We start from the raw sequence: 25802 nt of genomic DNA on the forward strand, positions 1-25802 counted from the left end.
TCGGAGCGGGCACGTGGTTGAGCGGGTCCTGGTCCACATCGGGTTGCCCAAGACGGCGACCTCCTACCTGCAGACCATCGTCTGGACCAACCGGGACGAGCTGCGCCGCCGCGGCGTGGTGGTCCCCGGTGTCGAGCGACGAGACCACCTGTGGGCATCGCGCACGGTGCGCGAGGATCCGGCTCAGCTGCGGGCGCCCGAGCACCACCGGGGAGCGTGGGACCGGGTCCTGACCGAGCTGGCAGCCAGTGACGGTGTGGGCCTGATCAGTCACGAGTTCTTCGCCGCCGCCTCGCGCAAGCAGGCGGCCGCCATGGTGGAGGCGCTGGCCCCGTCGCCGGTGCACCTGGTGGTGACCGCCCGAGAGCCCCTCGGGCTCTTCGCCGCCAGCTGGCAGGAGAGCCTGAAGAACGGCGCGACGACGCCGATGGTGGACTACGGCCGGCACGAGTCGCGCAGCGCGACGGCCATCTGGAACTGGCGCTCCCTCGACCTCCGGCTCGTGCTGGAGCGGTGGAGCACTGCCGTGCCGCCCGAGCGGATCCACGTCATCGCCCTGGACCCGACGGCCGCGCGTGACGACGTATGGCAGCGCTTCGCCGCCGTGGTCGGCTTCGAGACCGCCGGGCTGGACCTGTCGGGCTCCTTCCCCAACTCCTCGATGGGGGTCACCGAGGCCGAGACGCTGCGACGCCTCAACGGGAGGCTCGACGAGTTCCGCAGTGCGCTCGACCGAGGCGTCTTCATCCGTTCGTTCCTCGCCGACCAACGGCTCGTCCCGCGCGGAGGGGAGCGCTTCTGGCCCGAGCCCGACCAGATCGAGGACTGTCGCCGCCGCGGTGAGGAGGCGGTCGCCTACCTCGGGACGCAGCCCTTCGACGTGGTCGGCTCGCTCAAGGACCTGCTCGTGCCCGACACGCTGGACGCACGTCGTACGCCGGCGTCGGTCACCGATGAGGAGGTGGCCGAGGTGGCGCTCGACCTGGCGGCCACGCTGCTCGGCGACGTCCGCACCCTGCGCCAGGAACGCCGCGCAGCGGCCAGCTCTGCCGACTCTCGGCTGAGATCGGCCGCGGCTGGCTGGCGCTCGCGACTGCGCTCGCGCCTGCGCCGGACGTGAGGATCCTCGCCCCCACCCGTCGTCGGGTTACCATGACCCGATGCCTGACAACGCCCACCGAGGGCAACGCTCCGGGACCCGCAAGCGCATGGCCGCGCTCGTGGGCGGTCTCGCGATAGCGATGAGCGCAGGCTCGGTGGCCGTGGCGCAGATCTCGAACGACAGCGCCGACACCACGGTCGCCGACCTCACCGCGGTCGCCCCTTCGGTGCTCGACGTGAGCGAGGACGTCGACGCACCCGTCGAGCAGGAGACGTCAGAGGGCGACGCGGGCGACGAGGGCGACGAGGGCGAGTCGACGTCGACTGTCGAGTCGGCCTCCGACCCGACCGCGAAGCAGGAGAAGAGGCAGGCCAAGGTCGAGCAGCTGCTGGAGACGACCGTCGAGAAGCGCAGCGAAGAGCTGGGTCGCCTGGCCGCGCTCGCCGAGAAGCGGGCCGAGAAGCAGGAGGCGGCCGCCAACGCTCCGTTCTCGGTGACCATCGGTTCGTTCAACGTGCTCGGGAGCCAGCACACCGGTCCCGGTGGCACCCGGAAGAACTTCCCGCCCGCCTCGGTCCGGTCAGGAGGTGCGGTCAACCGGATCGCAGCGCACGGGGTCGACATCGTCGGCACCCAGGAGCTGCAGGACGACCAGCTCCGAGCCGTGCAGTCGCGCACCGGCCTCGCGGCGTTCCCGGGGTTCCAGTGGGGAGTGGCGGAGACCGACAACTCGATCCTCTACGACGCCAAGCGCTTCGAGTTCGTGAGCGGGGAGCGCTTCACCATCCCCTTCATGGGGCGACCACGGCCGCAGCCCATCCTGCGCCTGCGTGACCGGACCACCGGTCGCGAGTTCTACGTGGTCAACACCCACCCGTCCGCACACGGGGGTCGCTACCTCACCGAGCGGCGCCAGGGCCAGGCGGCCCTGGTCTCGGTGGTCAACAACCTCAAGAAGTCCGGTCTGCCGGTGCTGGTCACCGGCGACATGAACGACCGCGAGATCTTCTACTGCAACGTCGTGCCCAAGGCCGGGATGTCCGCCCCCAACGGCGGCAGCTACAGCGGCGGGTGCCGTCCGCCGCCGGGTCCGATCCCGGTCGACTGGGTCGTGGGCAGTGGCGTGTCCTGGAGCAACTACCGCCGCGACACGACTCCGGTGACCAGCCGGATCAGCGACCACTTCTTCATCAGCGCCGTCGCCAGCTTCGGCTGATCCGAGGTCGGAAGGGCTCGAGGAATTACAGATTTGTAGTTCGCTCGAGTGTGTTGCGTGTGACTGATGGGGGTGGTGTGATTCCTGTGGCTCATCGCCACATCCCCGGAATCATGCGCATCTAGGAGCTTCCCCATGCCTGCTCGAGCCCTACCCAGCAGCGCTCGTCGATGCGGGACCGGATGGGTCGGGCGCGCACTCGCGGGCGCCCTGGCGGCAACGCTGCTCGCCATCCCGGCCGGGGTCGCGCCGGCCGGTGCCGAGGAGCCCGGCGTGCCGCCTGAGCCTGCGCTGAGCGACATCACGATGGTCCAGGCCAACATCTACACCGGCCTGAGCGTGGAGAACTTCCAGAAGGACGTCGCGAAGGTCCTCGCGCTGCAGCCCGACTTCGTCACCTACAACGAGACGCACTACCGCTCCGACGCGGTGATGGCCCCCGACGGCTACGACATCTGGCGTGACACGAGCAACCGCTTCAAGGCCGAGACGCCCGTGGCCTGGCGCACCGATCGATGGACCCCCATCGACCACGGCGTGCACCGGATCTCCAACTGGCGCGGCAAGCCGCCCGGGCGCCAGGTCGAGCTGGGTCGTCGGTTCGTCAACTGGGTGACCCTGCAAGGCATCGACGGCCGCGTGGTGTCGGTGGTCTCGGCGCACGTGGCCCCTCTCGTCAACGGGATGCCCGACCTGCTGCGTCGCTCCATCAAGCGCCTGGTGGCGCTGACCGACACGCTCAGCGCCGCGGGCCCGGTGCTCGTGGGGGGCGACTTCAACGTCCACTACACGAGCGGCCGCTACCCGCGAGACCTGCTCGAGCCCCACGGACTCACGCCCACCTTCGACACGCTGGGCAACTACTTCCCCACCGGCGACCACCACGGATCGACGATCGACTACGTCTACCACCAGGGCAGCGAGGAGCTGGTCGTCGACCGGCACTACCCCGTGGAGCTGAAGTCCGACCACGACGCCGTCGTCGCAGGCCTGTCGTGGGCCGACGACCTCGAGTCGGAGTCGACGCTCGTGCGCAGCAACCCGGACGGCGACGCGGCGGAGCGACTCTCGGTGCTGCGCGCCATCAAGCGCGGGATCAAGCGCGTCGAGCCCGGGGGAGCGGTCCGGGTGGTGACGACCAAGCTGGACCTGTTCGCGCTGCGCTCGACCCTGCGCAAGGCTGCCGAGCGGGGCGTCGCCGTACGGATCTCGCTCGTGCGCAAGCCGCTCACCGACGTGGAGCGCAAGCTCCGCAAGCAGCTGAAGGCCTCGGGTCAGGACGCCACGTGGCTGCGCCGCTGCCGCAAGGTGTGCGCGCAGGCGTGGGCGGCTGCCCAGCCGCCCAAGAGCCTGATGCTGACCGGCGACGCCACCGGTGCCTGGACCACCCGCTACGACGTGGAGAGGTTGCTGACGTCGTCCGTCATCGAGCGCGTGACCCAGCTGAGCATGACGTCCGGCGTGGCAGAGGTGCGCGAAGCCGGGGCCCTCGCGCGACGGGTCGCCGACCTCTGACGCGGGAGGACGACCGGCACCTGCCGCCCGGGTCCGGACGGATAAGGTGCACGGATGTCTGTGTCCCGGGTACGCGTCGACGCCGAGGGCGTGCGGGCCAGGTCCCGCCAGGAAGCCATCCTCGACGTCTCCTTCGACGGCCGTCGCATCTGGTCGTTCTGGTTGCAGCGTGACGGGCGCCGCCAGGGTCTCGACCAGGTCGTGCCGTGGCCGGAGACGCTCGAGGACTTCCTCGACGGTCGCGCGGAGATCACCGTCGTCGAGCACGGCGACGACCACGTCCTCTTCCAGGAGCAGGTGAGCTTCGGGGCCTCGCAGGAGCCCATCGCCATCGTCAACGGTCGGGGGCGTCCGATTGCGCTGGACAAGTACTTCCGCCGGGTCGAGACGTTCGAGGGTCGCAGCGACGACGCCGTCCAACCGCTGCTGGACTCCATCGACGAGGTCATCGAGGTGGTGGCCGAGTCGGGGATCGAGGCCTTCCTCACCTACGGCACCTTGCTGGGCGCAGTGCGCGACGGCAAGCTGATCGGGCACGACAGCGATGCCGACCTCGGCTACGTCTCGGCCTACAGCGACCCCGCCGACGTCGTCATCGAGAGCTTCGCGCTGCAGCGCGCGCTGCAGCAGCGGGGCTACAAGGTCGTGCGCTACTCCGGGGCGGCCATCAAGGTGGACGTCATCGAGCCTGACGGAGCGGTGCGCGGCCTCGACCTGTTCGGAGGCTTCCTGCGCGACGGGCAGCTCCACCTGCTCGGAGAGATCCGCACGCCCTTCGAGCGGGAGTGGATCTGGCCGCTGACCACCGCCACCCTGGAGGGACGCCAGTTCCCGGTCCCGGCCGACCCCGACCGCCTCCTGGTCGCGACGTACGGCGAGTCGTGGCGCACGCCCGACCCCGCCTTCCACTTCGAGACGCCGACGAGCACCTCCCGGAGGCTCAACGGGTGGTTCCGCGGGACTCGAGTGGGGCGCTCGACGTGGGACAGGCTCTACCTGTCGGGCCCGTTCGGGCGTCGCCGCAGGCCGACCGAGCTCGTTCGCTGGATCGTGGGCCGCGAGCCCGACATGGGCGCCTTCATCGACATCGGGTGCGGCCGCGGGCGGGACGCCTCCTACGTCGCCGAACGTGGCATCCCGACCCTGGCCCTGGAGCAGAGCCGCTTCTACTTCCGTCACCAGGCACGCGAGTGGGAGCCGGGCACCGGACCCGACTTCCAGACGTTCAACCTCCTGGAGAACCGTCACGTCGCGGTGGCCGTCGTGAGAGGCGCGCTGCTGCCGGGGCCCCGCGTGATCCTGGCGCGTCACGTCGCCGACACCACCTCCGCCGCCGGCCGGGCCGCGCTGCTGCGCACGGCGTCGGGGATGCTGCACGACGGCCAGGGTCGGCTCTACCTGATGTTCATGTGCAAGCAGGGGGAGGACGGCTACCACGAGGAGAACAACGTCGGTGAGCTGCCGCGGGAGGTCGTGGAGGCGGAGCTGGCGACGTCCGGTGCCCGCATCGTCTACTGCGAGGAGCGCCCGGCCAGCCCTGCGGACCGGGCGTCGACGTTGTGTCGTATCGTCGCCGAATGGCCTGAGCGCAGGTCGAGCCACAGGGAGCGGTGAGAGCACGTTGATCGAGGACGACGAGGTACCCGGGCGGATCCGCACGGTGAGCGAGAAGCTGCTCTCGGTCTCCCCGCTGACTCTCAAGCGCCGCGTCGCGGCGCTCGAGGAGGAAGTCCAGGAGTGCCGCCAGACGAGTCTGCGGGTGGCGGAGCTGACCGACCTGGTCACCGAGCTCCTGGTGCCTCTGGTGCGCGGCGACTCCGACGAGGCACTCGAGATCCTCGAGCGCTACCACCAGAGTCTCTGACCGGATGTCCGGACGCATCTTCATCCACGTCGGGCTGCAGAAGACCGGCACGTCCTACCTGCAGGGCATCATCTTCCAGTCCGTCGCCCAGCTCGCCGAGCAGGGAGTCGCGGTGGTCCCGGCCACCAAACGACGGATGTTCTGGCTGATGCTCGACGTCCGAGGGCGGATCCGGCCCGCCTTCGACCCCCCGGAGGTCGCTGAGTCGGTCGACCACTTCGCCGCGGCCCTGGCCGGCACCGACGCCCCGACGGCCCTGGTCAGTGAGGAGTCACTCGCTCCGGCCACCGACGAGCAGATCGCGCGGTTGCTCGGTGCCTGCGGTGAGCGGGAGGTGCACGTGGTGGTGACGCTGCGCGACCTCGCCCGGCAGATCCCCTCTGCCTGGCAGGAGTCGCTCAAGGCCGGTGCCAGCTATCGCTTCGACGACTACCTCGACAAGCTGCGGCGCCACGAGGACAAGCCCGGCCACCACCTCTGGCGCCAGAAGGACGTGCCACGGCTGCTCAGCACGTGGAGCCGTCACGTGCCGATCGAGCGGATCCACGTGGTCACGGTCCCGCCGGAGGGGAGCGACCCCACCCTCCTGCTCGAACGGTTCTGCGAGGTGATCGGCGTCGAGCCCGCCCCGCTCGACCGCGACGTCGTACGCAAGAACGAAGGCCTCAAGCACGTCGGTGCCGAGGTGCTGCGCCGGGTCAACGAGGAGCTGGCGCCGACCCATCGCAAGCGCGACGTGTACGGCGACGTGGGCAAGCGCTACCTGTCGACCCAGATCCTGGCCAGGCAGGACGGCGACCGGATCCGGATCCCCGAGCGACGCCGGGAGTGGACCCAGCGGGTCTCGCAGTCCCACATCGACTACGTCCGGGCTCAGGGCTTCCGGGTGGTCGGTGACCTGGCTGACCTGCAGCCGGGGGAGGAGAGCTTCGCGGCCGCCTCGACCGAGCCGTCGGAGGCCGAGGTGAGCGCTGTGGCCACCAAGGCCCTGGCCGTCGTCGTCGGGGACGAGATGGACCGCCGCCGCGCGTTGCGCAGCGCACCCGGCACCGCGCCAGGAACGTCGACGACGGCCCCGCGTCTCCGGGACAGGATCGTGTCCCGGATCCGCCGCTAGCCGCGCAAGCGCCGCAGGGCGGCTCGGGCACGGGCCCCGACGGTGCTGGCAGATCGGGTGATCTTGCGGGTGCGGCGCAGGTCCTGGCGCAGCTTGCGGATGAGCGCGAGGTCGGCGTTGCGCTGCACCAGCATGTCGGCCATCGCCTCCAAGGCGGCCTCGAGCAGGAGCCCGTCGTCGGCGGCGAGCTCGGGGGTGGGTCGTTGCGACCACGCCGGCAGCAGGTCGGAGAGGTCTCCGACGACGTCGTAGCCGGCCGCTGCGATGCGGTCGACCTGGTCGCGCGAGATCTCGTCGCACCAGTCCCGGTGGGAGTCCGGCAGGACGAGGCGCTGCCCGGTCTGGGTGGCCAGCACCTGCTCGGCGAACCAGAACTTCACGGTCTTGGCGTACGCCGCGCGGTTGGCGCGCAGTCGCTTGCCGAGCGTCTCGTTGATCCGGCGCAGCAGCTCGGCCTGCTCGTAGCCGATCGAGGCGTTGTCGCGCTCCACGTCGGCGTCCAGCTCTGCCGCGTCCACGTCGAGGACCGAGCAGAAGCGCCGCAGCAGCTCGTCGGGTCCCGCTCCGCTGGGCGGCACCGTCACGACGTGCACCCGCGACGGCGGCAGGGAGCCACCCCACCGGCCGGCGATGGCGGCGAAGTCCTGGCCCCGCCAGAAGCGGTGGTCGGGGTTCGAGCGCACCCAGTCCAGGAACGTCGCGTAGCTGCCGGTGTGGCGGGTCTTGACGAACTGCTGCCACTCCGAGGGCAGCTGACGGTCCAGGGACCGGGTGGTCACGACGACGTGGACCTCGAAGTCGGCCAGGCGAGCCAGGAACGCGTCGATCTTGCGCTGCGGCACCACCGAGAGCAGCTCGTGGGTGATCAGGACGTCGCCTTCGCTGCGGGCCAGGGCGGCGTCGAGCCGGTCGAGGACGCCGGCGGCTCGGGGAGGGTCGACCTGCGGGTTGAACCGCCCACGCAGCTGGAGGGTGAGGAAGAAGTGGTCGGGACGACGTAGCGGCAGGGTGATGCCCTGGGCGGCGAGGGCGGTCTGCGACTGCCACAGGACACTCTGCAGGTACGACGTGCCCGTCTTGGGGCTTCCGACGTGCAGGAAGCAACGACGCGTCATGGCCGCAGTGTCTCAGACCCGAGCGTCGACGGGCAGCGGTGGGGCGGCGGTGTGATCGAGAGGGGCAGGACCGGTCCCTGGGCGTACCAAAGGGTGTTTACTACTCGGCGGTAACCTCGGACGGTAGGCATAGTTAGCCGACGCGCGAGCACCGTGCCGCAAAAGTCACGCCCGCCCATGACCAGAGGAGCTCGAAGATGACCCGACTGTGCGAGACCGAGGGACTGACCGAGGATCAGCAGCAGATCCTCAAGGCGGTGCGCACCTTCACGGAGGAGAAGATCCTCCCGGTGGCCACCGAGCTCGAGCATGCCGACGAGTACCCGCAGGAGATCGTCGACGGCCTCAAGGAGCTCGGCGTCTTCGGGTTGATGATCCCCGAGGAGTACGACGGCCTGGGCGAGTCGCTGCTGACCTACGCGCTGTGCGTGGAGGAGATCGCGCGCGGGTGGATGAGCGTCTCGGGCGTGATCAACACCCACTTCATCGTGGCGTACATGATCATGCAGCACGGCACCGAGGAGCAGAAGAAGAAGTACCTGCCGAAGATGGCGACCGGTGAGATCCGGGGCTCGTTCTCGATGTCGGAGCCGGGCCTGGGCTCGGATGTGTCGGCGATCAAGACCAAGGCGGTCAAGGTCTCTGAGGGGGAGGGGGCCGGTGGCTACACCATCGACGGTCAGAAGATGTGGCTGACCAACGGTGGCTCGTCCAACCTGATCGCGGTGCTGGTCAAGACCGACGAGGGCGCCGAGAGCGTCTACAAGAACATGACGACCTTCCTGGTGGAGAAGGAGTCCGGCTTCGGCGAGACCGCGCCGGGGCTGACGATCCCGGGCAAGATCGACAAGATGGGCTACAAGGGCGTCGACACCACCGAGGCGATCTTCGAGGGCCACCAGATCGCCGCCGAGCAGATCCTGGGCGGTGAGGCCGGCAAGGGCTTCTACCAGATGATGGACGGCGTCGAGGTCGGCCGCGTCAACGTCGCCGCGCGCGCCTGCGGGATCGCCAACCGTGCCTTCGAGCTCGGCATCGCCTACTCCCAGCAGCGTGAGACGTTCGGCAAGCCGATCTCCGAGCACCAGGCGATCCTGTTCCGTCTGGCCGAGATGGCGACCAAGGTCGAGGCCGCGCACGCCATGATGGTCAAGGCCGCGCGGCTCAAGGACAAGGGCCAGCGCAACGACGTCGAGGCCGGGATGGCCAAGTACCTGGCCGCCGAGTACTGCAACGAGGTCGTCGAGGCGTCGTTCCGGATCCACGGCGGCTACGGGTACTCCAAGGAGTACGAGATCGAGCGCCTCTACCGCGAGGCCGCTTTCATGCTCATCGGTGAGGGCACCGCCGACATCCAGAAGATGATCATCGGCCGCTCGATGCTCAAGGAGTACGCCCTCAAGGGCTGACGTCCGCCGCACGCCCACCGAGTCCGGTCGCTCGGTACCCGATCCTGTGCGTTCCGTGTGCGACCATCGATGCGGTCCGAATGAAGGAGGGGCTGCGCGCGATGAGTCGCGATGAGTGAGGTGTCCCGAGGGTCGTTGGGGACCCGGCCAGGGGCCGGGTTCCGTGGTGACGTCCAGGGGCTGCGGGCGGTCGCCGTACTCCTGGTGATCGCCGCCCACGCCAGGTTCGCCGGCTTCGAGGGGGGCTTCGTCGGGGTCGACGTCTTCTTCGTGATCTCCGGATTCCTGATCACCGGGCTGCTGGTGCGCGAGGCCGGCACGACCGGCCGGATCTCGCTGCTGGACTTCTACGCGCGCCGGGCGCGAAGGATTATCCCCGCGGCCACTGTCGTGCTGGTCGCGACCGTGGCGGCGTCGGCGATCTTCCTGCCGGTGCTGCGGACCACCGAGATCTTCACCGACGCCATCTGGGCGGCGTTCTTCGCGGCCAACGTGCGTTTCGCGGTCGTCGAGACCGACTACTTCGCCACCGACCAGCCGGTCTCGCCGCTGCAGCACTACTGGTCGCTGGCCGTCGAGGAGCAGTTCTACGTCGTCTGGCCGCTCCTTCTCCTCGTCCTGGCCCTGGTCGTCCGACGACGGGTCGCCCGGGGGTCGGCCGCCTCGCTGCGTCCCCTGGCCCTGGGCACGTTGGGACTGCTCACCCTCGCCTCCTTCGCGTGGTCGATCTGGGCGACGTACGACTCCCCGGCGACGGCCTACTTCTCCACCTTCACCCGCGGCTGGGAGCTAGGGCTCGGCGCCGTGCTCGCGGTCGCCTTCTCCGTCCCCGTACGTCGCACGCTGCCACGCTGGCTCCTGGAGTCGGCCGCGGTCCTGGGGGTGCTGGGCATCGCCTCGGGCGTCCTGCTGCTCAGCCCGCGGACCGCGTTCCCCGGTCACGCCGCGCTGCTGCCCGTGGTCGGAGCCGCCCTGGTGCTGGGCGTGGGCGCCCTGCCCGGTGGCGAGCGCACCGGCGTGGCCCGCCTGCTCTCGTTGCCCCCGGCCCGGATCGTCGGCGACTGGTCGTTCTCCCTGTACCTCTGGCACTTCCCGGTCCTGCGGATCGCCGGCGCCCACTGGGGCGAGCGGACCCTGTCGCCCCTGCACCTGGTTGCGGCGCTGGTGGCGATCGTGGGGCTCAGCGCGCTCACCTTCCACCTCGTCGAGCAGCCCTTCCGGCGCGGACGCTGGTGGCGGCTGCCGCGGGTGGCCGTGGCGCTCTACCCGGCCAGCGTCGGGGTCCTCCTGCTGGCGCTGGTCGCCGGCAACGGCTGGGTGGACCGTCGTCTCGGGATCAACGACGACAATCCCGCCATCACCTCGGCCGACTACGAGGGCGGGCCCGAGCAGCTCAGCGACGACCCGGTGCGTGCCCTGGTGCAGGCGTCCGTGCTGGCCGCCCTCGACGGACGACCGGTGCCGGGCAGGCTGGTACCCCCGCTGCTCGGCATCCGGCAGGACACCGCACCCCTGGGCGCGTGCGACTACCGCACCGGCACTCAGGAGCTGTGCCCGGTGGGCGACACCGATGCCGAGCGTTCGCTGGTGGTCATCGGCGACTCCCACGCGCGGGCCTGGACCCCGGCCACCAACCTGATGGGGGAGCGGTACGGCTACACGGCCTACAACTTCGTCTACAGCGGGTGCCCGGCCAGCCAGGCCGAGCGCCTCGACCCGGAGACCAAGCGCGAGTGGCCGGAGTGCAACGACTTCAAGGAGTGGACGCTCGCCACGGTCGCCGAGCTCCAGCCGGACCTCGTGCTGGTCTCCTCGGCGGCCCTGCCGAAGGTCGTCGGCCTCGACGGGACCAGCGCGATCGGCTTCACCAAGCCCAAGGAGTTCCGCGCCGTGCAGCTCGACGGCATGCGTCGCGAGCTGGAGTTGCTGCAGGGCCTCGGGCCGGACGTCGCGCTGCTCGCCAACACCCCCAAGCTGCCACGTGAGCCGGGAGTCTGTCTGTCCAGCGGCGTGGCCGACCTGGGCGGCTGCCTCTTCGAGGCGGGGCCGGAGGCCCGCCGCTATCAGCGGGGCTTCGCCGACGTGGCTCGCGAGATCGGGGTCACCGTGGTCGATGCCGAGAAGTGGTTCTGCTACCAGCAGCAGTGCCCCTCGGTCGTCGGCAACTACGTCACGATGCGCGACAGCCAACACATGACGACCGAGTACGCCCGCACGCTCGCGGAACCACTGGCCGAGGAGCTGGGGCTGGGGGACCCGTGAGCATGGGTCTGGCCGACAGCTTCCGGGAGCAGGCGCGCGCCTGCGGCTCCCTGGGATCCCCCATGTATGCCGACCTGCTCACGCGGCTGGCCGACGACCTCGACAGGGGCGGGCCGACGCGCGACGTGCTGGCCGGCTACGAGGCCATCTCCGGGCCCTCGGGCCTCGCCCTGCGGCTCGCTGGTTCGTTGCACCGGTTGGTCCTCGAGCGGCGCGCTGGGGAGTTGGCGGCGTACTACCCGAGCGTCGGGGGCACCTGGGAGACCGACGGTGGCTGGGCTGCCTTCAAGGAGCTCTTGGCGACCGAGCGCGAGGCTGTGCGCGAGTGGCTGGACCGTCCCCCGCAGACCAACGAGGTCGGGCGATCCGGAGCGCTGATGGTCGGGCTGCTCGCCCTGACCGAGGTCATGGGCGACCTGCCGATCCGGCTGGTGGAGCTCGGATCGTCAGGTGGGCTGAACCTCCTGGCCGACACGTACCGCTACCTGCACGATGACGGACGCAGCGCCGGGCCGCACGACTCGCCGGTCACCCTCGACGGCGCCTGGGTCGGCGAGGTGCCCGTCGACGCGCCCTGGCCGCGGGTGGTCGAACGCGTCGGCAGCGACGTGATGCCCGTCGACGTCACCACGACCGAGGGACGCCTTGCCCTGACGGCCTACGTCTGGCCCGACCAGAGGGAGCGGCACGAACGGCTGCGCGGCGCCCTGGCGCTGGCTGGTCGGACCCCCGTGGAGGTACGTCGTGCCGGCGCGGGCGAGATGGTCGACGGCTTGCGGCTCTCGAGCGGCTGCCTCACGGTGCTGTGGCACTCGGTGATGTGGCAGTACCTCGACCGATCCGAGCAGCGGCACGTGCGCCAGGGGATCGACCGGCTGGCAGCCGCGGCGAGCCAGGAGGCCCCCTTCGCGCACGTGTTCCTCGAGCCGACCCGGCGCACGCCGGAGAGCGACCACGAGTTCCTGGTGGTGCTGGAGTCCTGGCCCGCAGGCACCCGTCAGATCCTGGCCACCTCGCGCGGCCACGGCATCCCGACGACGTGGGAAGGCCCCAGCCGGTCGACCGGCTCCGATGGGTAGGGTTCACGCCATGGAGGCCCGGAGCGATCGCGTCATCTTGCACGTCGGGACGATGAAGTCGGGCACCAGCTACCTGCAGAAGCTCATCTTCGCCGAGAAGGAGCGCCTCGCGGCCTCCGGCGTGCTGGTCCCCGGCGCCGCCTGGGGCCATCAGTCGCGCGCGATCCAGCAGGCCATCGGGGTGGCCGACAAGCGCCGCCAGGGATGGGAGCGGATGCTCGCCTCGATCGCGGCGCACCCGGGCCCGTCCATCATCTCCATGGAGTTCCTCGGACCCGCCAAGCCCAAGCGTGACGCGCGCATCGTGCGCGAGCTCGGCGGCGACGTCGACGTCGTCTTCACCGTGCGTGACCTCAACCGCACGCTCGTGTCGATGTGGCAGGAGACGGTGCAGAACGGCCGCACCTGGTCCTGGGAGGAGTACCACGCAGCCGTGGCGGCCGAGGCCCCCGGGCGGGGTGAGGGCGTCCACGACCGTGGGTCGGCGGCCGGGAGCTTCTGGCGCCAGCAGAACGTCGTACGCCTGGTGGACGAGTGGGCCTCCGTCGTGGGGATCGATCGGATCTCGCTGGTCACCGTCCCACAGCCGGGAGCCGACCGCTCCGAGCTGGCTCGGCGCTTCGGTGAGGCCACCGGCATCGACTTCGGGTCCGATCCCGTGGTGCGCAGCGCCAACGAGTCCCTGGGTCTCGCCTCGATCCTGGCGCTGCGACGCCTCAACGAGGTGCTGGGCGACGACGGGGTGACGTCCAAAGCGAGCTTCCGACTGCGCAAGCGGTTCCTGGCCAAGACGGTGCTCGCCGCGCGACGAGGTGAGGAGCCGAGCCTGGGCCTGCCCGTGGAGGAGTGGGTGGTCACCCAGACCCGGGAGACCGTGGCCTCCTTGCGGGACACGGGTGTGCGGCTCATCGGCGACTGGTCCGACCTCGACCCGGTCGCCGTGGCCGGCGTGCGACCGGCCGACGTACCCGACCAGCAGGTGGCGGAGGCGGCGATCGCTGCCCTTGCGGGTCTGATCAGCGAGCAGGAGAAGCCCGCCAAGCGCGGGGACTCCGCGGTGTCGGAGGAGTCCGAGTAGCGGTGCGGCCTGCGGCCGACCGGCGCCGTCAGCCGAGCTTCTGGAAGCAGATCGGGTCCCGCGGGTCCGTCAGGGCATAGGCCGCGCGCACGGCGCGATGGTCGGAGAGCCTGATCGGCAGGACGTCGGCCGCCAGGGGGGTCAGGCCCTCTCCTGCGTGAAGGAGGTAGTCGATCCGAGCCCGCGGGGCGCCGGCCGGAGCCGTCCTGCCGCCGCCCGACCCGGCAGCCAGCCAGGTGTCGTCCCACCGCGTCGTCAGCGTGTTCATCGGCGCGGAGCCGGGTGGCGCGTTCATGTCGCCACCCAGGACACGCGGACGCGGGTCGTCGGCGACCAGCCGGTTGATCGCGGCCACCTGGAGGATCCTGGCCGGCTCGTTCGCGTTCTGCAGGTGGGTGTTGTAGAGGCTGACCTCGGTGCCGTCGATGTCGATCACGGCGTGCTGGAGGCCGCGCTGCACGGTGCCCGGCGGACGCGGCAGCAGGCTGTTGGACACCTCGGTGAGCGGGAAGCGCGACAGGATCAGGTTGCCGATGCCGCCCCCTCCGGCGTACGGCGCGTTCTTGCCGTAGGCGTAGGACACGTCGAGGGCATCGGCGAAGAAGGCCGGTTGGTCGACGCGACCCGACGCGAAGCGTCGTTGGTCGACCTCCTGCATGAAGACGACGTCGGCGCCGCTGGCGCGCAGGGTCTGGGCGATCTGGGACAGCGAGCCGGCGAGGTGACCGGACTTGATGTTGTAGGAGACCACCGTGATGTCGGTGTCGGCCCCGGCCGCGACGCACTGCTTCTTGCCCTGCTGCTTGATGTCCAGGCGTGGCGGGGTGCCGGGGTTGCGCTTCTTGCCCTTCTTGTCGCCGGACTGGTCGGTCGGCGCCGGTGCGGGAGCGGGCGACGTCGCCGCGGCGCCGTCGTCCTGGGTGCCCGCGATGGACGAGGCCGCGTCGTCGGGACCCCCGCCCTCGCCGCGGACGACCAGGATCGCGGCGACCACGAGCACCAGCCCGAGCACCAGCAGCAGGGTCGGGTCGCCCGGAAGGCTGCGACGGCGCACGCATCACCTCTCGAGAGCGTCAGTGGTCTCCACCCGGTCGTGACCGGGACAGGGCGAGTCTAGGGCCAGGCACCAGATGGGAGGCGAAAGTCGCTCGACGCCCGCGCGGACCGGTGCGAGGCTGGGTGTGCGGGCGGTTGCCGCTCGCCCCGTCGAGATCAGGAGGACCCCATGGCCCAGAACGACGACCTGAAGGCGAAGATGCGCGAGGCTCTCGATCGCAAGAACACCAAGGAGAAGGGCGTCCACGAGGACGGGCCGCTCCACGAGAAGGCGCACGGCTCCGAAGTCCTCGACGGTGCTCCCAAGATGCATCGTCGCAAGGCCGGAGGCGGAGGGTCCTGAGCCTGCCTGCCAAGATGTAGGACGCCCAGCACCGTCGTACATCAGCAGAGGAGTCGTCATGCAGTTCGGTCGTAGCTACGAGGAGTTCGAGGTCGGCGCGACCTACAAGCACTGGCCAGGCAAGACGGTCACCGAGTACGACGACCACTTGTTCTGCCTGCTGACGATGAACCACCACCCGCTGCACCTGGACACCAACTACGCCGAGGAGACCACGCAGTTCAAGAAGAACGTCGTGGTGGGCAACTACGTCTACTCGATCCTGCTCGGCATGTCGGTCGCCGACGTCTCCGGCAAGGCGATCGCCAACCTCGAGGTCGAGTCGCTGCGCCACGTCGCGCCGACCTTCCACGGCGACACCCTCTACGGCGAGACGACCGTGCTGGAGAAGACCGAGTCGAAGAGCAAGGACGACCGGGGCGTCGTCTACGTCGAGACGATCGGCTACAACCAGGACGGCAAGGTCGTGTGCATCTTCCGTCGCAAGGTGATGGTGCCGAAGAACTCCTACCTCACCGAGCGCGGCGGCGAGCAGCCGGGACGACCGGTCCCGCAGCCGGACAAGAACTGGGCGGGCCCGCAGGCCTGAGGTCCCTGCCCGCGGCTCACCTGGTGCTCACCCGGCTCTGCGGGTGAGTGCCAGGCGCGTCGGCGTGACCGCCCAGCCGACGGCTGCGCACAGGACGGGCACGCCCACCACCAGGATCGCGAGCCCGCCCCAGGGGACCGGGGTCCCACTCGTGCCGACGACCTGGAGCGTCGTGGCGCCGACCGCTGCGCCCAGGAGCAGTCCCACCCCAGAGCCGAGACCACCGACGTACGTCGCGTGCGCGGCGCTCATCGCGCGCCGGGTCCACGGCGGGGCGCCCACCGCGGCGAGGGTCGCTGCGTCACTGCGGCCCTCGGAGGCCGACAGGGCGACGATCATCCCCACCACCAGGGCGGTGAGGGCGAGGGTGCCTGCTGCTCCCGCGTAGACCAGGAGGGGCGAGGGAGCCCCGTCGTACTCGACCTGCGCGAAGATGCCGTAGATCGACAGCCGGTCGACTCCCGCCTGGTCGAGGTCGTCGGCGTGGGCGAGCAGGGTGCCGGTGGGACGGAGGACCAGGTCCAGCTCCTCGGCCGTGGAGGCGGGCATCCACGTCCGAAGGGTGTCCCGGCCCAGGTCGACCTCGACGGCGGGCACGCTCGCCAGGGTCGCGCCCGACCGTCCGGGCGTGCGCAACTCGACCTCGCCGTTGCGCACCAGGCCGCTCTGCGTGACCACGGCCGCGCCCTCGGCGAAGGCTGAGCGGGCCCCTTCAGGAACGCCTTGGATCTCCAGCCACGCGTCGTCGACCACCTGGGCCTGACTGCGTCCGCGGTCGAGGACGCGCTTGCCGTCCTTCGAGGCCGCGGAGGACATCGTGACCGCGTCCGCTCCGAGGACGTCGGTGACGGTCCTGGTGAGGGAAGCAAGGATCTGCGGGTCCTTGGCCTCGCGCGGGCTGAGGTAGATCTCCGCAGCGTCGGGGGGCAGCTCCTGCGAGGACGTGCCGTCGGTGTCGGCGTAGGCATTGGCGGCGGACACCCCGAAGCCGGCGAAGACCGCACCGGCGGTGACGATGCCGATCGCGAGCACCGCGGCCGTGGTGCGTCCGCGGTTGCGCGAGGCATCCCTCGTCGCGAGTCGCCACGGCAGCCAGCCCCTGCTGGTGAACCGGCTGCTCCAGGTCACGAGGAGCGGTAGTCCGAGAGCTGTGCCGACGAGGAGGACGAGGGCGAACAGCGCAGCCAGGGCGACGGGGAGGGACGAGGGCGCGATCGGGTCGCCGGCCCAGGTGCGGGCGATCCAGAAGCCGCAGGCCAGCACGCCGAGGAGGCCGAGGCTCACCATCGCCAGTGCGGGGGCGCGCAACCGCGACGGGCCCTGACCCGTGCGTCGCTGCTGGAGCGCGATGTGCCCGTCCAGCGCCTGCGAGGCCGTCATCCGGCCGACTCCCCAGGCGGGGATGGCGGCGGCGAGCACGGCCGAGGCGAACCCGAGGACGGCGATCGCGGCCACGCCGCCGGGCGACACGTCGTAGTCGAAGAGCCGGGCGTCCACCACACGACCCCACACGTCCCGGCCGGCCATGAGCGCTCCTGCCCCGAGGAGGAGACCGGTGAGGGTGGCGATCGCCCCGATGCAGAGGCCCTGAGCCAGGACCGTGCGCCGTACGTCGGCCGGGGTGCCGCCCGAGGACATCAACAGCCCGAGCGTGCGGCTCTGGCGACGGGCGCCGACGGCGAACGCGGAGCCGACGAGGACCAGGACCTCCACGAGACCGAGCCCGATCACGAGCGCTCCGACGGCGACAGCGGTCCCGTCGACCGGCGAGGCGATCGGGCGATCCAGGTCCCAGGCGTCAGGGTGCAGCGCAGCGTCGCGGACCCAGGTCGAGACGCCTGCGGCGGCGAGGCTGCTCTCCAGTGCCTGCAGCTCGTCCCGCGTCATCGCGGGAAGGTCCACCAGATACGTGGCGCTGTCGATGTCACCGCGCAGGTCGTCTCCGATCCCGGTGCCGACCAGACGTGACTCAGGAGGGACGACGACCACGATGTCGTCGTACGAGGTGGTCGTCTCGGCGAGGCCGACCACGCGCAGGTCGCCGGCGTCGCCGCGCAGCGGGAGTACCGCGTCGGTGCGCAGCGACCCGTCGGGGCCGGTCAGCCCGAGCTCGTCGGCCACGAGCTCGGAGACCGCGACCTCGTCGGGCGCGGACGGCGCGCGACCTGCGGCGAGGCCGCCGAGACCCCGGGTCAGGTCGGAGTCGAGGTCGAGGACCTGCCCGTACAACGTGCCTCCGGTCGTGAGGGGCACGGTGACGTAGCCCGTCAAGGTCGTCGTCGAGCCGCTGGGCAGCAGTGGTGTCACGTCGACGGCGAGTGGGCGACGGCGGTCATCCTTGGTCAGCCCGCGCGTCTGACGCCACAGCACGTAGCGGCCCTCGTCCTCGAACGACGTACGGACCGACGGCCACGGCGTGACCTCGAGGGCGACGTCCGCCGACCCGTGGCTCTCGTACAACGAGTTGCTGGAGTAGTAGCTGGTGGTGGCCGCGACGGTCGAGATGGTCACCGCGGCGGCGATCGGGAGTGCGACGAGCAGGGTGACGATCGTGCTGCGTGCCTTGTGCGCACGCACGTCGCGCCGCGCCATCCGCAGCGCGGGGCGCCAGCGTGCCCAGCGGGCAGCGGGGCTCACCTGGCTGTCTCGGGCAGCAGCGACTCGGGTCCGCTGGCGCTGCCGGTGTCGTCGAGGGCCGCACCGTCGCGCAGGAACACCACCCGGTCGGCCCAGGCCGCGTGCCCGGCGTCGTGGGTGACGAGCAGCGCGGCGACGCCCTGGGCGCAGCGAGCCCGGAGCAGGCGCATCACCTGCTCACCGGTCTCGGAGTCCAGGGCACCGGTGGGCTCGTCGGCCAGGATCAGGGAGCGCTCGCCGACGACGGCGCGCGCGATCGCGACGCGCTGCTGCTGGCCACCCGACATGTCCTGGGGGAGCCGGTCGGCGAGGTCCTCGAGACCGACCTCGTCCAGTGCGAGCAGGGCACGTTGCCGCGCGGGGCGGGAGCGGACGCCGTCCAGCTCGAGCGGGAGGGCGACGTTCTCGGCGGCCGTCAGGGACGGGATCAGGTTGAAGTCCTGGAAGACGTAGCCGACCTTGTGCCGGCGCAGCCGGGCCAGGGCCTTGGCGTCGAGCTCGCCGAGCTCGACGCCGTCGACGAGCACCTGGCCCGCCGTCGCGCGGTCGAGACCGCCGGCGAGGTTGAGCAGCGTCGACTTGCCGGAGCCGCTGGGACCCATCACCGCGACGAGCTCGCCGGCGGCGACCTCGATGGTCAGGCCGCGCAGGGCGTGCACCGCCGAGTTGCCGGCGCCGTGGATGCGGTCGACCCCGAGCAGGGACAGCGCGCGGGTGGTGGTCATCGGAGGCTCTCCTGGGTGGGGTCGGTAGCCAGGTCGCTGGCGGCATCGGGGTCGGGGTCGCTGGTGGGAGGAGCCGTGGGCGGTCGCACCCGGGCCAGGGCGCCCTCGCAGTGGTCGAGCCAGCGCAGCTCTGCCTCGGCCATGTAGCGCAGGTTGTCCAGGACCAGGGTCCAGGCGAGGTCCTCGGCCGACGGGGTCGGCGCGTCGCGCTTGAGGCGGGTCAGCTCCTGCAAGCGCTGCATCGTGGCGACGCGCTGGTTCTGCACCACGGCCTGGACGTCGAGCCCGGGGGAGAGTGCTGCGAGGGCCAGCTTGATCGCCAGCTCGTCCCGGGGGCGGTCGCCCAGGGTGACGGGGTCGGTGAACCACGTGCGCAGCGTCTCGCGCCCCACGGCGGTGATCTCGTAGCGCTGGCGGCCCTCCTCGTCGGTGGCCTGCCCGACGACCTGCCCGTCCCGCTCGAGCCGGGTCAGGGTCGTGTAGACCTGCCCGATGTTCAGCGGCCAGGTGGCGCCGGTGGCCCGCTCGAACTCGGCGCGCAGCTGGTAGCCGTACATCGGGCGCTGGTCGAGGAGAGCCAGGAGGCCGTGCGGGATGCTCATGGATACCGAGTATGCATACCGAGTATGTGCCGAGCAAGTTCGCTAGGTTGATCGGCGTGTCTGCTGAGCTCTGGATCGTCCGTCATGGCCCGACCGAGTGGAGCCGCTCCGGGCGGCACACCTCGGTCACCGACCTGCCGTTGCTCCCCGACGCCGAGGAGGACGCTCGCGCGTTGGCGCCGCGGCTTGCCGCCGTCGGTCCGGCGCTGGTGCTGACCAGCCCGCGCGAGCGGGCACGCCGTACGGCGGCCTTGGGGGGATTCGCCGACGCGGTCGTCGATGAGGACCTCGTGGAGTGGGCCTACGGCGACTACGAGGGCCTCACCACGCCCCAGATCCGCGAGCAGGTGCCTGGCTGGTCGGTGTGGACGCACGCGTCTCCCGGTGGCGAGTCGGCCGACCAGGTCGCTGCTCGGTTGGACCGGGTCGTCGCACGTGCCCGGGAGCAGGAGGGGCCGACCCTCGCGTTCGCCCACGGCCACTCGCTGCGGGCCCTCGCGGCGCGCTGGCTGGGTCTCCCGGTGAGCGACGGGCGCCTGTTCCGTCTCGACACCGCCACGATCTCGGTGCTCGGCTACGAGCGCGAGACACCGGTGCTGCTGCGCTGGAACTCTTGACGGCACGTCCTCGCCCCGTGACGGTGGCTCTATGTCCCTGAAGGTCGGCTGCCCACGATGCGCGTCGCCGGTGATCCGGTCGGCGGCCGGGTGGGAGTGCCTCGACCACGGTCGGGTCGAACCGCTGTGGCGTCCGAAGGAGGTGTCGTACGACGCCTTCGCCGACCACCTGCGCGCCTCGACCGCCGTACCGACCTACTTGCCGTGGCCGTTGAGCCCGGGCTGGCAGGTGACCGACTTCGCTTGCGTCGGCGCGGAGCCCGAGAAGTCCTCGGCGACGATGACCTGCTGCTCGGGGACCAGCGCGCTCGACGGACCGGTCGACGTCCTGGTGGTCACCGAGGAACCCGGTGTCGGGCTGGGAGCCAGGATCGCCGGGACGGGGGCGCCCGACCCCGGCGCCGACGTGCATGCCGGTCAGCCCGCGGTCCGGGTGCGGATCGAGCGCCAGGTCGTGCCGTTGTGGCCGGTGTCGGTGAGCGGCGCGGACGGCGAGTGGGACCGCTCGGTGGTCGCCGGGGAGGCGGCTGGCCGCTGGATCTGGCTGGTGCTCCGACCGGCCTCGGCGGTGCTCCTGCTCCGCGACGACTGGATCCTGCGCGACGCCGCGCAGTCCGGTCCGCACCTGGTGGACCTGCCGTTCGGGGGGCCCGCGCCGCCCTGGTGAGTCCCGCCGCGTCGCTCACGGGCGGCTCGGGTCGGCGCCGTACGGGAGACTGCACCCGTGCGCATCGACCTCCACACCCACTCCCTGGCCAGCGACGGCACCCAGACGCCGACGGAGCTGGTCACCGCAGCCAAGGCCGCCGGGCTGGACGTCGTCGCGATCACCGACCACGACGGGACGGGTGGCTGGGACGAAGCCGTCGAGGCCGCTCGGCGAGTCGGCATCGAGCTGGTCCGCGGGATCGAGATCAGCACCAAGCACCGCCATCACGGGGTGCACCTGCTCGCCTACCTCCCCGATCCCACGCACGTCGGGCTGCGGGCCGAGCTCGACCGGATCGTCGAGGGGCGCAGCTCCCGGGCCCCGGCGATGGTCGAGGCGCTGGGCCGCGCCGGCATCGAGGTGTCGATGGACGAGATCGCGGCCCCGGTGCCTGGGCGCCCCCACGTCGCCGACGCCCTGGTGCGTCAGGGAGTCGTCGCGACGCGTGACGAGGCCTTCGAGCAGTACCTCAACCCCGGTCGTCCCGGCTACGTCAACCGGTACGCCGCCGACCTCACGGCCACGATCCGCCTGGTCACCGACGCCGGGGGAGTGACCGTGCTCGCCCACCCGTGGGGGCGGGGGCGCCGCGGCGACCTGCCGGCCTCGGAGATCGCCCGACTGCGTGATGCCGGGTTGAGCGGTGTCGAGGTCGACCACCAGGACCACACGTCACCCGACGTGCGCGAGGAGTTGCGCGCGGTCGCCCGCGAGCTCGACCTGGTCGTCACCGGCTCCAGCGACCACCACGGCCTCGGCAAGAGCAACCACGAGCTGGGCTGCCACACGACTGCCCCGGCCGAGTACGCGCGGCTCATGGAGCTTGCCGCCGCTGCCGCCGCGGCGGCGTCCGGACGACGTACGCCGGAGGTCGTGCGGCCCGGTTGATGGCCGGGGCCACTGTCCGCTCGGTCATCAAGTAGTCGGGCCGAGCAACGAGATCGCGTATCGGGATGCCGCGCCATACCCACCGATCGTCCACAGCGCCGGATGTCGACGGCGGGCACACCAGCACCACCGACGCCGTACTCCTGTGCCCCTTCCACCACCACCAAGCCCACGCCACCGGCCAGACCTACCCCACGCGCACCTAGACGACGAGCTGCTGTCCATTCCTGCCTGATCGCGGTCCGAGACGTGGCGATGCGTCCGGATCTGCTTGAGTTGCGGACGTGGCCGAGCTGGGGCGCTTCGCGAGACGCTCCTCCTCCTCCCCGCGGCATGGGGTCGTGTGCCCCAGCCCGGTGCATGGACCGGTCTCAGGCACACGACCCTGGCGGGCAACGTTCGCTCATGCCGCGGGTAGTGCGGTCAGTGCCACCGGGCAAGGGTTGAGGCGATCTCGTCGATGGACGGCTCCCTCCCCGCTACGGACATCACCAGCTCATAGGCCGAGTCATCTGGTGCGTCGAGGTCGACGCCGTTGAGGCCGTAGAAGACGACGGCAGCGAGCCAGCCCAGTCGCTTGTTGCGGTCGATCAAGGCATGGTTGCCGACGAGGGAGTCGAGCAGGGCTGCTGCCTTGTCGTCCAGGTCTGGGTAGGCCTCTTCTCCGTAGAGGACCGCCCCAGGGCGATGAGCCGAGGAGTCGAGCAGTCCGAGGTCGCGCACCGGTCCGACGTCGAGGTCTCTCACGAGGGCGAGTAGATCCTCGACGGTGAGCAGGACCGTCAACGGCCGAGGCGTTCGAGCACGTCTGCGTATCGCTCGCGTGCGCGGGCCGACAACTCGGCCACCTGGGCCCCACGCGCATGGCGTGTTGCCGCCTCGCGGATCGCACGAAGTGTCGCCTCGTGCCGGCTCACCCCCTCTGCGTCCGCCAAGGCGGCGAGGAGCTGCTCATCCTCTGGAGTCAGTCGCAAAGTCATGGCCACACTGCGATGATACCGCAGTGGTATCACGCGCGTGTCCCGCAGTTCGCGTGCGCTGCGGCGCCGGGTCTGCCGCGATCCGCGCGGTCATGCCGATGATGAGCCGCGTCGGCAGATCCGCCGTCGACGCGCGTCCTCGGACGCACGCAAGCGCCACTCGGCGGCTCGGGCCCAGCGCAGCCAGGCGGAACTGCCGCGAACTTTCTGAATTGCGTACGTCCGAACACGGAGCACAAATGTCCCGAGCAGGAAGAGCCCGTCCGCTCACTGATGCACCATCCGCGCGGCTGGCGGGCGGGTCGGACCGTCGCCAGCGACCGCTTCCAGGCAGCGACCCCCAGCGCCCATCACATGGTCCAGCGCTCCCTACTTCCGCCCCATCGACTGCAACGTCTGCAACGCGCGGTTGGGCACGAGCCGGGTGAGCCCCACGATCGTCTTGTACTGCGCGCCGGGGATCGAGTAGATGCGGCCCTTGTCGAAGTCGGCGAGGGCCTTCTCGACGAGGAAGTCGACGTCGAGCCACAGGAAGCCCGTGCCGCGGGTGAGGTCCATCCGCTCGTGGAACTCGGTCTTGGTGAAGCCCGGGCACAGTGCCATCACCGTCACCCCCCGCGCGCGGTACTCGTTGGCCGCCCACTCGGTGAAGCTGTTGACCCAGGCCTTGGCGGCTGCGTAGGTGCCGCGGGGGAGGAAGGCCGCCACGCTGGAGACATTGATGATCCCGCCGCTGCCGCGCTCGGTCATCGGGCCGAGCGCGGCGTGGGTGAGCCGGAGCACGGCGGTGACCAGGACGTCGAGCATGGCGTGCTCGGCCGCGACCGGGTTGTCGAGGAAGCGCTCCTTGAGCCCGAAGCCGGCATTGTTGACCAGCAGCTCGACGGGCCGTTCGCGATCGGCCAGTCGCGCCTCGACCTCGGCGAGCTGGTCGGCCTGGACCAGGTCGGCGGTGATGACCTCGACGGCCACGGCATGACTGCTGCGGAGCTGGGCGGCGACCTCCTCGAGGCGGGCGGTGTCACGCGCGACGAGCACGAGGTCGTGGCCGCGGCGGGCGAGGTGCTGGGCGAAGGCGTGACCGATGCCGGCGGTGGCGCCGGTGATCAGGGCGGTCCCGGGGCGGGTGCCGGCGGCGGGGGAGTCGAAGGAAGCAGCCATGGCGACGAGTCAACCACCCGGTCGCGACACCACGATCCGAGACTCACCTGCGCCGTGCCACCTCCGGTGGGGTGCGTCCGGCATGATGGGTCCCGATGACCACCACCCTCGCGATCGCCAACCAGAAGGGCGGCGTCGCCAAGACCACGAGCGTTGCCTCCATCGGGGCGGCGCTCGCCGAGCTCGGGCACTCCGTGCTGCTCGTCGACCTCGACCCGCAGGCCTGCCTGACGTTCTCCCTGGGCATCGATCCCGAGGACCTCGAGCTCTCGGTCCATCACGTGCTGACCAAGGGCCTCGACCCCACCGAGGTCATCGTCGAGACCGACGACGGTGTCTCCCTGATGCCCGCCACCATCGAGCTCGCCCGGGCCGAGGCCGACCTGCTGACCCGCACGGGGCGTGAGCACGTCATCCGCAGCCTCGTCGAGGACCTCGCCGAGAAGGACGTCCACTTCGACTGGATCCTGCTCGACTGCCCTCCCTCCTTGGGCGTGCTGACCGTCGCCGCCCTCACCGCGGCCGACGGGGTCCTGATCCCGCTGCAGTGCGAGACGCTCTCGCACCGTGGCGTGGGCCAGCTGCTCGACACGGTGCACGACGTACGCCGCTTCACCAACCGCGGTCTCGCGGTGTGGGGCGTCCTGCCCACGCTGTACGACGGGCGCACGACCCACGCCCGCACGGTGCTGGAGACCATCTCGGAGACCTACGAGCTCGACGTCATCGAGCCCCCGATCCCGAAGACGATCAAGTTCGCCGAGGCGCCCGCCGCCGGGCGATCGATCCTGAAGACGAGCCGCACCAGCAAGGGCGCCGTCGCCTACCGTGCGGTCGCGGCCAACCTGGTCAAGCGAGCGGCGGTCTGAATCCACGATGAGCAGGCACAGAGCCGAACCACCGCCTCGGTACCGCCCGCGGTACGGGCGGATGGCGGTGCTCGGGGTGTCGCTCACGACTACCGCGGTGGGACTGCTCGGCGGCCTCGGCGTGCTGCCATCGGCAGCCGACGACCCGGGCACCGGCGCCAGCTCGGCGAGCGAGGTCGCCCTGGACCCGGTCGGGCGCACGGGCGCGGAGCCTCAGCCCGCACCGACGCCGGCCGACGACAGCACCGACAGCGACGCCTCGCAGCAGGTGGCTGAGCCGGAGGAACCAGCCGCGCCTGTAGAGGCTGAGGTGTCGGTCGAGCCGGTGGTGGAGGACCCGGCGGTGCCGGATTCGTCCGGACAGGGGCGTCGGGTGGTGTTCAGCGAGAGCGAGCAGCGAGTCTGGCTCGTCGATGCTGGCGACACGGTGCTGCGCACCTACCTGGTCTCCGGCAGCCTGACCGACAACCTTCAGCCCGGCACGTACGACGTGTTCTCGCGCTCGGAGGACGCCTACGGCATCGACGACTCCGGCACGATGAAGTGGTTCGTCCGCTTCACGCGCGGACCATCGGGAGCCGCCATCGGCTTCCACACCATCCCGATCGACGACGGTGAGCCGGTGCAGACCAAGGCCCAGCTCGGCACCGAGCAGTCACACGGCTGCATCCGCCAGAAGACGAAGGACGCCAAGCGGATGTGGGCCTTCGCGCCGATCGGGACGACGGTCGTCGTGGTCTGAGGGTTGCTCTTCGGGTCGGGGCCGGCCGGCCTTCGGGATGGTGGGGCGCCGGCGTGCGTTGTCGACCTGCCCCTCGGGGTTGGTGGCGCCCGCGCGCGTAGTCGACCGGGTCTCGCCGTCAAGGATC

The 25802-nt window shown here is 70.9% G+C and carries 24 protein-coding genes; 17 read left to right on the forward strand and 7 right to left on the reverse strand.

Annotation, left to right across the window (positions count from 1 at the left end; genetic code table 11):
* Window positions 1-13 precede the first annotated feature (13 nt).
* From Q1K33_RS12220 to Q1K33_RS12245, 6 genes are all read left to right on the forward strand, one after another.
* Window positions 14-1120, forward strand: coding sequence for a hypothetical protein (locus Q1K33_RS12220; RefSeq protein ID WP_300404325.1), 1107 nt, complete (start codon window positions 14-16; stop codon window positions 1118-1120).
* Window positions 1121-1160: 40 nt separating this feature from the next.
* Window positions 1161-2318, forward strand: a complete 1158-nt coding sequence (locus Q1K33_RS12225) for an endonuclease/exonuclease/phosphatase family protein (RefSeq protein WP_300404327.1) — start codon at window positions 1161-1163, stop codon at window positions 2316-2318.
* A gap of 135 nt (window positions 2319-2453) precedes the next feature.
* The gene (locus tag Q1K33_RS12230) at window positions 2454-3833 is read left to right on the forward strand and encodes an endonuclease/exonuclease/phosphatase family protein (RefSeq protein ID WP_300404329.1); all 1380 of its coding nucleotides are present in this window, start codon (window positions 2454-2456) and stop codon (window positions 3831-3833) included.
* 54 nt (window positions 3834-3887) lie between these two features.
* Entirely contained in the window at window positions 3888-5447 is a 1560-nt protein-coding gene (locus Q1K33_RS12235; RefSeq protein WP_300404330.1) for a hypothetical protein, read from the forward strand.
* 46 nt (window positions 5448-5493) lie between these two features.
* Window positions 5494-5697, forward strand: a complete 204-nt coding sequence (locus tag Q1K33_RS12240) for a DUF6752 domain-containing protein (RefSeq protein ID WP_300404331.1) — start codon at window positions 5494-5496, stop codon at window positions 5695-5697.
* Window positions 5698-5701: 4 nt separating this feature from the next.
* A complete protein-coding gene (locus Q1K33_RS12245) occupies window positions 5702-6814 on the forward strand; it encodes a hypothetical protein (protein WP_300404332.1) in 1113 nt (370 codons plus the stop codon).
* Here the strand turns inward: Q1K33_RS12245 and Q1K33_RS12250 are convergent.
* Window positions 6811-7929 (reverse strand): hypothetical protein, encoded by a 1119-nt coding sequence (locus Q1K33_RS12250; protein WP_300404333.1) that lies wholly within the window; start codon window positions 7927-7929, stop codon window positions 6811-6813. The genes Q1K33_RS12245 and Q1K33_RS12250 overlap by 4 nt on opposite strands.
* A gap of 197 nt (window positions 7930-8126) precedes the next feature.
* On the opposite strand from Q1K33_RS12250, the gene Q1K33_RS12255 reads away from it, so the two are divergent.
* The 4 genes from Q1K33_RS12255 to Q1K33_RS12270 all read left to right on the forward strand — a co-directional run bounded on the left by Q1K33_RS12255 (window position 8127) and on the right by Q1K33_RS12270 (window position 13757).
* A complete protein-coding gene (locus Q1K33_RS12255; protein ID WP_300404334.1) occupies window positions 8127-9338 on the forward strand; it encodes an acyl-CoA dehydrogenase family protein in 1212 nt (403 codons plus the stop codon).
* A 111-nt stretch (window positions 9339-9449) separates the two neighbouring features.
* Window positions 9450-11600, forward strand: a complete 2151-nt coding sequence (locus tag Q1K33_RS12260; protein WP_300404335.1) for an acyltransferase family protein — start codon at window positions 9450-9452, stop codon at window positions 11598-11600.
* Window positions 11601-11602: 2 nt separating this feature from the next.
* Window positions 11603-12679, forward strand: coding sequence for a DUF2332 domain-containing protein (locus tag Q1K33_RS12265; RefSeq protein ID WP_300404351.1), 1077 nt, complete (start codon window positions 11603-11605; stop codon window positions 12677-12679).
* A gap of 10 nt (window positions 12680-12689) precedes the next feature.
* Complete coding sequence (locus Q1K33_RS12270) at window positions 12690-13757, forward strand: hypothetical protein (protein ID WP_300404336.1); 1068 nt, start codon at window positions 12690-12692, stop codon at window positions 13755-13757.
* Between the two features lie 28 nt (window positions 13758-13785).
* Here Q1K33_RS12270 and Q1K33_RS12275 read toward each other — a convergent pair whose 3' ends face one another.
* Window positions 13786-14811 carry an endonuclease/exonuclease/phosphatase family protein gene (locus tag Q1K33_RS12275; RefSeq protein ID WP_300404337.1) on the reverse strand — a complete coding sequence of 342 codons (1026 nt, stop codon included), beginning with the start codon at window positions 14809-14811 and terminating at the stop codon, window positions 13786-13788.
* 171 nt (window positions 14812-14982) lie between these two features.
* On the opposite strand from Q1K33_RS12275, the gene Q1K33_RS12280 reads away from it, so the two are divergent.
* Window positions 14983-15156 (forward strand): DUF5302 domain-containing protein, encoded by a 174-nt coding sequence (locus tag Q1K33_RS12280; RefSeq protein ID WP_300404338.1) that lies wholly within the window; start codon window positions 14983-14985, stop codon window positions 15154-15156.
* A 58-nt stretch (window positions 15157-15214) separates the two neighbouring features.
* Window positions 15215-15745, forward strand: coding sequence for a MaoC family dehydratase (locus Q1K33_RS12285; RefSeq protein ID WP_300404339.1), 531 nt, complete (start codon window positions 15215-15217; stop codon window positions 15743-15745).
* Between the two features lie 27 nt (window positions 15746-15772).
* Here the strand turns inward: Q1K33_RS12285 and Q1K33_RS12290 are convergent, their stop codons facing one another.
* From Q1K33_RS12290 to Q1K33_RS12300, 3 genes are read right to left on the reverse strand one after another with little or no spacing between them, the layout of a single operon-like run.
* A complete protein-coding gene (locus tag Q1K33_RS12290) occupies window positions 15773-18382 on the reverse strand; it encodes an ABC transporter permease (protein ID WP_300404340.1) in 2610 nt (869 codons plus the stop codon).
* Window positions 18379-19107 carry an ABC transporter ATP-binding protein gene (locus Q1K33_RS12295; RefSeq protein WP_300404341.1) on the reverse strand — a complete coding sequence of 243 codons (729 nt, stop codon included), beginning with the start codon at window positions 19105-19107 and terminating at the stop codon, window positions 18379-18381. The genes Q1K33_RS12290 and Q1K33_RS12295 overlap by 4 nt, the downstream gene beginning before the upstream one ends.
* Window positions 19104-19709, reverse strand: coding sequence for a PadR family transcriptional regulator (locus Q1K33_RS12300; protein WP_300404342.1), 606 nt, complete (start codon window positions 19707-19709; stop codon window positions 19104-19106). Before Q1K33_RS12300 ends, Q1K33_RS12295 begins: the two co-directional genes overlap by 4 nt.
* Before the next feature lie 11 nt (window positions 19710-19720).
* On the opposite strand from Q1K33_RS12300, the gene Q1K33_RS12305 reads away from it, so the two are divergent.
* The 3 genes from Q1K33_RS12305 to Q1K33_RS12315 are packed head-to-tail and all read left to right on the forward strand — an operon-like array spanning window position 19721 to window position 21923.
* Window positions 19721-20326 carry a histidine phosphatase family protein gene (locus tag Q1K33_RS12305; protein WP_300404343.1) on the forward strand — a complete coding sequence of 202 codons (606 nt, stop codon included), beginning with the start codon at window positions 19721-19723 and terminating at the stop codon, window positions 20324-20326.
* Window positions 20327-20357: 31 nt separating this feature from the next.
* A complete protein-coding gene (locus Q1K33_RS12310) occupies window positions 20358-20993 on the forward strand; it encodes a DUF6758 family protein (RefSeq protein WP_300404344.1) in 636 nt (211 codons plus the stop codon).
* Between the two features lie 57 nt (window positions 20994-21050).
* Window positions 21051-21923 (forward strand): PHP domain-containing protein, encoded by an 873-nt coding sequence (locus Q1K33_RS12315; protein WP_300404345.1) that lies wholly within the window; start codon window positions 21051-21053, stop codon window positions 21921-21923.
* A 423-nt stretch (window positions 21924-22346) separates the two neighbouring features.
* Here the strand turns inward: Q1K33_RS12315 and Q1K33_RS12320 are convergent, their stop codons facing one another.
* Together Q1K33_RS12320 and Q1K33_RS12325 are read right to left on the reverse strand one after the other, a co-directional pair.
* A complete protein-coding gene (locus Q1K33_RS12320; RefSeq protein WP_363319700.1) occupies window positions 22347-22709 on the reverse strand; it encodes a Fic family protein in 363 nt (120 codons plus the stop codon).
* 563 nt (window positions 22710-23272) lie between these two features.
* Entirely contained in the window at window positions 23273-24064 is a 792-nt protein-coding gene (locus Q1K33_RS12325) for an SDR family oxidoreductase (RefSeq protein ID WP_300404347.1), read from the reverse strand.
* Between the two features lie 95 nt (window positions 24065-24159).
* Between Q1K33_RS12325 and Q1K33_RS12330 the strand changes: the two genes are divergently transcribed.
* Both Q1K33_RS12330 and Q1K33_RS12335 read left to right on the forward strand, forming a co-directional pair.
* A complete protein-coding gene (locus Q1K33_RS12330) occupies window positions 24160-24933 on the forward strand; it encodes a ParA family protein (protein WP_300404348.1) in 774 nt (257 codons plus the stop codon).
* A 76-nt stretch (window positions 24934-25009) separates the two neighbouring features.
* Window positions 25010-25675, forward strand: a complete 666-nt coding sequence (locus Q1K33_RS12335; protein WP_300404349.1) for a L,D-transpeptidase — start codon at window positions 25010-25012, stop codon at window positions 25673-25675.
* Window positions 25676-25802: the final 127 nt, after the last annotated feature.

It is taken from the genome of Nocardioides sp., from assembly GCF_029937575.1.
In the GTDB taxonomy this organism is placed as follows: domain Bacteria; phylum Actinomycetota; class Actinomycetes; order Propionibacteriales; family Nocardioidaceae; genus Nocardioides.